Below are 6,000 nucleotides of genomic sequence, written 5' to 3'. Positions count from 1 at the left end.
TCTTGGCCAGATCGACCCCAATGCGCTTAAGCTTCATGGGTGGACTCCTCTTCGCCGTTGACTGGTGTATCGCAGCTCCAGTCTGGCACTCGATGCCGAAGGCGGGGAGGAGTCCATCTCATTGCTTGCGACCCATAACGGACATGATCGGTCCCACTGATAGATGCATGATGTCAACGAGGACAAATCCATGATCGGAAAAACCGCGTTCGGAAACGTTATCGCTGCCATATGGCTTGTCGCCGGTGCCACGGCGTCACACGCGCAAGAAGCGGTACCGGCGGCGCTACGGCCACCTGCCGGCTATACCGTGGCGTTTACGGCTAAGGCCACTGGGGTCCAGATCTATACAAGCACCCTGGCGGCTGGCTCGAAGCCGGCATGGTCCTTCGAAGCACCGCTGGCGGAATTGAGCGGTCAGGGTGGAACGATTCACCACTACGCCGGCCCCGCGTGGGAGGCCGCCGATGGAAGCAAGGTGGTTCGCGACAAGGACGTTCCAGTCACGACAGTACCGGCTAAGCAGGCAGAAGCGGATATTCCATGGCTGCTCATCAAGGTCACCCCCGATGCCGCGCCCGGCATCCTGAGCAAGGTCGTTTACGTTCAACGCATCTTAACCACAGGCGGCGCTGCCCCCACCTCGCCACCCACCCGGGACGGCACAAAGGTCGGAGTCCCCTACACCGCAACCTACGTGTTCTACGTCAAGGCAAACTGACGTCCGGCATGGGGCGGACATTCCGCTACTGGTGGTGACGCCATGCATTCGGACTTCCGGATAGCGGAACCAACCCACAGTACGACCCGGAGGCTTTATGGATTTTCCAGGCAGCTTCTTCGTTATCGCACTGGCAATGGCGCCAGCGGCTCACTCGCCCACAAGTGAGGCATTCACCGAAGGGGCCGATGGCGTACGCATCCATTACTTAGAAGCGGGCCCTCCCCACGCGTCGCGCAATTTGCTCTTAATCCCTGGGTGGCGGGTCAGCGCAAGAATATGGACGCAACAGATCGACTACTTTGCGGCGAAAGGATTTCACGTCATTGCTATGGATCCGCGCTCGCAAGGCCAATCTACGATTGCTGCCAGCGGAAATACGCCCGAGAACCGCGCGCAGGACGTTGATCGTGTGATATCGAATCTGAAGCTGGCCCACCTGACCCTGGTTGGCTGGTCACAAGGCGCCCAGGACGTTGCCGCCTACGTTGCCCAATTCGGGACGGTTTCGGTGGACAAGCTGGTCTTGGTCGACAGTCCCGTCAGTGCCGGTCCCGCCGATGTGACGGAATCATCGGGCATGGTGAAACAGGTACTTCAAGGGCTGGGCCAGTACGCTCGCGCGCCCGAGGCGTACTCCAAGGGAATGATGCAAGCCATCATGCAAGCACCACCCGCACCGCTTACATTCGACACGCTCACCACCGAATCACTTAAGACGCCTGTTGATACCGGCATCTCAATGCTCGTTTCGGACATTCTCACGACAGATCGCCGTCCCAGCCTGAAGAAGTTCGACAAGCCGACGCTGGTGATTGCTTCCGGCGAAAGTTTGCTAATGGACGCACAAAAAGCAATGGCTAAAGCACTTCCGAAGAGTCAGTTCATCTCGGTTGACCATGCGCGACACGCCGTGTTTGTCGATGCTCCGGACGACTTCAATCGAGCTCTCATGCGCTTCATTGAATCCCCGACGTTGGACCGAAACAGCCCCGGGCCGTCTTCATGATGTCAGTACGGAGGAAGTGAAGGGGTTTGCGGCCAGGCCGTGGAGATCGTGGCCCATGCGCTGTTGCCCTTCGACTGAGACTTTTCGTTGTGATCGGACGGAACAGCCCCTCATAGCGGAATTTTGGTATTAGTTAGCGTCCGCTTTCGACCCACAGCAGACATTCCGATCTGAAACGGATTCGGCGCAAGAGCGCCATTAAGAACTCACGCGGGGGGACTGATGAATCTGATGATTGGACCGTATGCCAAAAGGCGAAAGCTTGCTCTTAAGGGCAAGATGAACCTGGGACCCATAGCAATAACTGCGGCTGTGACGCTCGCAATAAGTTACCTATCCTCAATATTTTTTGGAGCGGTCGCTGGCTCAACCTTGGCTAGCGACATTGGTGCATATGGGGTAAATCATGTACCGGCCATCTGGAAGTCTGTCGGAATTTCTCCCTACCCTGAGAAATGCAGTTTCGTCATGACGATCCAGTGGTTCCTGTTTTTGCTTTACGCTGCGCTTTTATTTGTCGGCTACTGGCCGGTTGCCCCCACGATCAGGGTGGCGATTCGCAGAAGTGGCTCGCTGAGGCCGGTGCCGCATGCCTTCTTGAGGTTGGCGGCATTTTTGATCCTCGCGTTCGCCTTCATATTGGGAGACTTTTCCGTAATCCATTTCCCAACCTTCTTCAATGGCGACATGATCACGGCCGACAGCTCACATTCTGCACTGTCAATGTCACGTCTGATTGCAAATAGTTCGACGATGCCTTTGATCTCGTGGTTCGGCGTATTCGCCAGTGTCTTCATCTATTGGGGCGCCTTCTACGTCGTGGTCAACTTCAAGCTGCTGGTTGGCCAGGATGATTAGCCTGGGAAGGATTGACTATCCAGCCGCCCGCTCCTAGGCGGCCATTTTGACGCAGGGGTCGTCCGCTTTCGACCCGGAGCGGACGCTTCTAAATCAGGGCGGGACGGCGCTTGGACTAAGGGGAACTAAGGTGCAGGACGGAATAGCGAAGATCGAGATTGATGCCGACGGGAGGCTTCATGTCGTTCCCGCTAGCTGTAACTTTCCGCTCATCTATCGCGAGGCTATGGATGTGCACTGGGATGGTGAGCGCCGTTCACTACACTCTCCCCAGCCTCGCGAATGGCCCTACTTCCGCTGGCTTCAACAAATCATCGCTGCCGCCCGAGAACAGGGCGTCAGCCTGCATCTTTCGGAAAGCACTGAGTGGCTCAATATCGAGCCACGCGTTGTAGCTGAGTTGCGCCGAGCAGTTGAGTGACCACAACCGGTGTTCCGGCGATGTCTGCATCCGACCCATAGCAGACGTTAAAGTGTGCAGTCGGCGATCATGTCGCCATTGGACCAATGAGGGGATTCATGAGTCTAGAGATGGCGGCCAAGAAGGCCCGGTGGCCAACTACAAACGTAGTTGGCTATGGCGCGATGGCCATCGCAGCCATGACGTTGATACTTGCCACCAGTACCTTAGGGGATGCGCTCGCATCCAACGGGGTAATCCAGGCGTTTGTAAGCGCCATCGGCTCAGTCGTTCCTGCCGTTGATGCCATTGCAAGCCAGACTGCGTACCCAGCTATCGCCAGACTTATGTTGGCGAGCCAATGGCTGTTTTTTCCTATTTACCTAGGTTGCATGGTCATCGGTCAGCCGCCCTGGAAGCCTCTGCACTGGAAGGAAGGCATCTCCAAGGGGGCGCGCAGGAAGGCCTTCATTTTCTCGGTAATCTTGTTCGTCGCCTTTTCCGTCTATGCCTACGGCGACTTCCAGCACGGGCCGCTGAGCATACTTGGGGGGACGTTGTTCAGTCCCGACGTTTCGGTTTGGTGGCTGAGGCTCCCATTCGCCGGCCGCCTTGGCCTGTCCATCTCAGCGTTCCTTATGCCTCTGATGGAGTCGGCCATTTACTGGCTACTCCTGCTCCTCACCGGCACGGCGATTGCGTGGACCATCGGACTAGGAAGAAAGCGGGCCAATCATCGAGCGGCCGAATAATGGACCGTCCGCTTCCGACCCAAGGCGGACAGCTCGGCGAGCGGTGAAATTGACTACGGATGGAGTTGGGGTGATGCCCGTATACGTGCCAAAGGGGTTCAGCCAGACCGACGATTTCTTCGCCGGGGTGATGGTCGATGCACCAGAGTTCACGATGAACGGGATGTCGTTGGACGACGCCTTTAGTCGACTTCGGGCTGGTATCGACTCTGTGTTGGAGCGAGTCAGAAACCCAGAGGCCACGCTGCTACTTCACCAGTGCTTGGCCGAACTGTCGGACGTCGAAAGGATGTTCCATGGCAACATCCAGGCCGACCCAACAGTTCGCAAGGCCGCCAGGTCACGTCTTCAGCGGGCGTACTACGACCTGTATAGAAAGTCGGGTCAACTCTTGAAGCCGGACGCCGATATTGGCCCGGACGATCATGTTTGAGAGAGTCCGCTTCCGACCCGGAACGGACCTTAAGTTTTCAGGGGGAGAGGGTTCTATGCGACTTGGGCATATCGGGGCCGTGGCTGGGGCTTTGGTGCTTGCGACAACGGCTGCTTGGGCGACGCACGATGTGCGCTGCCTCCAAGGACGCGTTGAGGCCAAATCTGCATATCAGGAGCTTGTCCTCTCCTATGACGGATCATCGCTCACCGAAATTTCTTTCCGGAACGAAATTGGACCAAGCCTATCGGGGAGCTACTTTGGATGTTCGCTATACGCGAGCCGCCTACGGCCTGGCCAGGGCGGCGCCTGGTCGGTAAACGAAGGCTTGGCGAAAATTGGGCTCGCTTCTTCCACGTCCCCGGGCCAAATGGCTGCAGAGATTGTGGTTGATGACACCGGCGAACAAATCGTGGCTACGTTCAACGTGAGCGAAGTGATGGAGTTCTGCGGCGCGCAGGCCGGCATCCCTGAGCACATTCAGGTCGACAAAAAGACGGGGCAATGCCTGTTTGATGGGCCTCATCTGTGAGGTTGAATTGGGCTTGATGAAAGGTCCGCTCCCGACCCACAGCGGACCTTTCGACACGGTCTAAATTGGGCAGCAGCGCAAGGTAACCAACCCAAGCACGTTATTCAGGTCGCAGCTAACTCTCACCAAGCCCTCATTATTTTGTGCAAATCCCTCATGTCTTCTGGGGAGCAAGAGTTCAACATCGAGCCTGCCCAGGTGGGTGCATCCACGTCAGAGGAGGCCATCATCATGAAGCGCTTGATTATCCCCGCGGTTATCGCCTTAGGCTTCGCCTTCATTGGACAGGCCAATGCAGCGATTGAAACCTACACCGTCGACTTGAATGGTTATGTGGTTGTGGCTTTCGTCGGAGCCACGCCAGCCGAAGTTGCCCAGGCGGAACACCTGGCGAAGAGCTGGGAAGCTCAGCGTCACCTGATGCTTAAGCCGCAATCGATGAAAGCAATTGCGGTCCGCCAGTCGGCAACCGTTGCCCTGACGCAGGCTCAACTACGTAGTGCCATCGTCGGAGCCGCACTGGCAAAAGGACCATGAAAGCCCATTGCGGCAGGTGACCTTGATAAGCGCCACCGATTGGGCGCTACGGCAGGAAGGAAGCTCGCGAGCTGCCTCGCGAGCTTCGCTGTCGATTAGGTCTGCTAACAACCCCCAGCGGACCTTTCAGCTCAACGATCTAGAACCACATTCATGGGGGCTCTTCGAGATCCGATGCAAGTCCATGGCGCACCGCGAGCGTCCGGAGGACAATGCGTTCCGGTGTCTTCACGAAGGACGCGCAACATGGCCCGATTTCAGCCTGATGGATGGCCTACCGTCACGCCGCGGATCGTCACGCCCGACGCGGAAGGCCTGGTCACCTTCATCAAGACCGTCTTCGATGCGCGAGGCGAGCTTCATCCCGGTCGACCGGCCGAGCTGCGCATCGGCGATTCCATGCTGATGGTCAGCGATGGTGGCGGCCAGCGCGAGACGTACTCCGCCTTTCTGTATGTGTATGTTGAAGACACCGGCGCGACATACGAGCGTGCCATGGCGGCGAAGGCCGTGTCCCTGGAAGCCCCCGCCGACACGCCCTACGGCGACAGGCGGGCGATGGTGAGGGACCGCTGGGGGAACACGTGGCAGATCGCGACAAGAAGCCACAGAGACTGAATCTTCGTTGTCGCCGGCCACCCGAAGCGGCCGCTTTGTATTGCTGAGCAGTCTTGTCGAGAGTGACGATGAGCGATGCAATCGAGCTGATCCATTGAAAGGACGGAAGCCGTCGCATCGATCTGTTCCAGAGGGCGGAC

9 protein-coding genes are annotated in these 6,000 nt (G+C 57.6%); all 9 read left to right on the top strand.

Features of this window, described 5'->3' with window-relative positions:
- Positions 1–190: 190 nt before the first annotated feature.
- The 9 genes from OUZ49_RS14015 (at position 191) to OUZ49_RS13980 (ending at position 5,860) form a co-directional block, all read left to right on the top strand.
- Positions 191–721, top strand: coding sequence for a DUF3455 domain-containing protein (locus OUZ49_RS14015; protein ID WP_266151096.1), 531 nt, complete (start codon positions 191–193; stop codon positions 719–721).
- A 97-nt stretch (positions 722–818) separates the two neighbouring features.
- Positions 819–1,730 carry an alpha/beta fold hydrolase gene (locus OUZ49_RS14010; protein ID WP_266151095.1) on the top strand — a complete coding sequence of 304 codons (912 nt, stop codon included), beginning with the start codon at positions 819–821 and terminating at the stop codon, positions 1,728–1,730.
- 222 nt (positions 1,731–1,952) lie between these two features.
- Complete coding sequence (locus tag OUZ49_RS14005; RefSeq protein ID WP_266151094.1) at positions 1,953–2,588, top strand: hypothetical protein; 636 nt, start codon at positions 1,953–1,955, stop codon at positions 2,586–2,588.
- Positions 2,589–2,718: 130 nt separating this feature from the next.
- On the top strand, positions 2,719–3,009 hold the full coding sequence (locus OUZ49_RS20970) for a hypothetical protein (RefSeq protein WP_380005217.1): 291 nt from the start codon (positions 2,719–2,721) through the stop codon (positions 3,007–3,009).
- Between the two features lie 98 nt (positions 3,010–3,107).
- Entirely contained in the window at positions 3,108–3,740 is a 633-nt protein-coding gene (locus OUZ49_RS14000; RefSeq protein WP_266151093.1) for a hypothetical protein, read from the top strand.
- A gap of 73 nt (positions 3,741–3,813) precedes the next feature.
- Positions 3,814–4,173 carry a hypothetical protein gene (locus tag OUZ49_RS13995; RefSeq protein WP_266151092.1) on the top strand — a complete coding sequence of 120 codons (360 nt, stop codon included), beginning with the start codon at positions 3,814–3,816 and terminating at the stop codon, positions 4,171–4,173.
- A gap of 370 nt (positions 4,174–4,543) precedes the next feature.
- Entirely contained in the window at positions 4,544–4,705 is a 162-nt protein-coding gene (locus OUZ49_RS13990) for a hypothetical protein (RefSeq protein WP_266151091.1), read from the top strand.
- A gap of 231 nt (positions 4,706–4,936) precedes the next feature.
- Positions 4,937–5,242, top strand: coding sequence for a hypothetical protein (locus OUZ49_RS13985; protein WP_266151090.1), 306 nt, complete (start codon positions 4,937–4,939; stop codon positions 5,240–5,242).
- A gap of 246 nt (positions 5,243–5,488) precedes the next feature.
- Positions 5,489–5,860, top strand: coding sequence for a VOC family protein (locus OUZ49_RS13980; protein ID WP_266151089.1), 372 nt, complete (start codon positions 5,489–5,491; stop codon positions 5,858–5,860).
- The last annotated feature ends 140 nt before the right edge of the window (positions 5,861–6,000 follow it).

The organism is Dyella halodurans, from assembly GCF_026283925.1.
GTDB classification, from domain to species: Bacteria; Pseudomonadota; Gammaproteobacteria; order Xanthomonadales; family Rhodanobacteraceae; genus Dyella; species Dyella halodurans.
This window is presented reverse-complemented; position numbering and strand designations above follow the sequence as displayed.

Bases quoted from the DNA above. Each gene is read 5' to 3' on its own strand.
- OUZ49_RS14015 (WP_266151096.1), top strand. From the start codon at position 191: ATGATCGGAAAAACCGCGTTCGGAAACGTTATCGCTGCCATATGGCTT.
- OUZ49_RS14010 (WP_266151095.1), top strand. From the start codon at position 819: ATGGATTTTCCAGGCAGCTTCTTCGTTATCGCACTGGCAATGGCGCCA.
- OUZ49_RS14005 (WP_266151094.1), top strand. From the start codon at position 1,953: ATGAATCTGATGATTGGACCGTATGCCAAAAGGCGAAAGCTTGCTCTT.
- OUZ49_RS14000 (WP_266151093.1), top strand. From the start codon at position 3,108: ATGAGTCTAGAGATGGCGGCCAAGAAGGCCCGGTGGCCAACTACAAAC.
- OUZ49_RS13995 (WP_266151092.1), top strand. From the start codon at position 3,814: ATGCCCGTATACGTGCCAAAGGGGTTCAGCCAGACCGACGATTTCTTC.
- OUZ49_RS13990 (WP_266151091.1), top strand. From the start codon at position 4,544: ATGGCTGCAGAGATTGTGGTTGATGACACCGGCGAACAAATCGTGGCT.
- OUZ49_RS13985 (WP_266151090.1), top strand. From the start codon at position 4,937: ATGAAGCGCTTGATTATCCCCGCGGTTATCGCCTTAGGCTTCGCCTTC.
- OUZ49_RS13980 (WP_266151089.1), top strand. From the start codon at position 5,489: ATGGCCCGATTTCAGCCTGATGGATGGCCTACCGTCACGCCGCGGATC.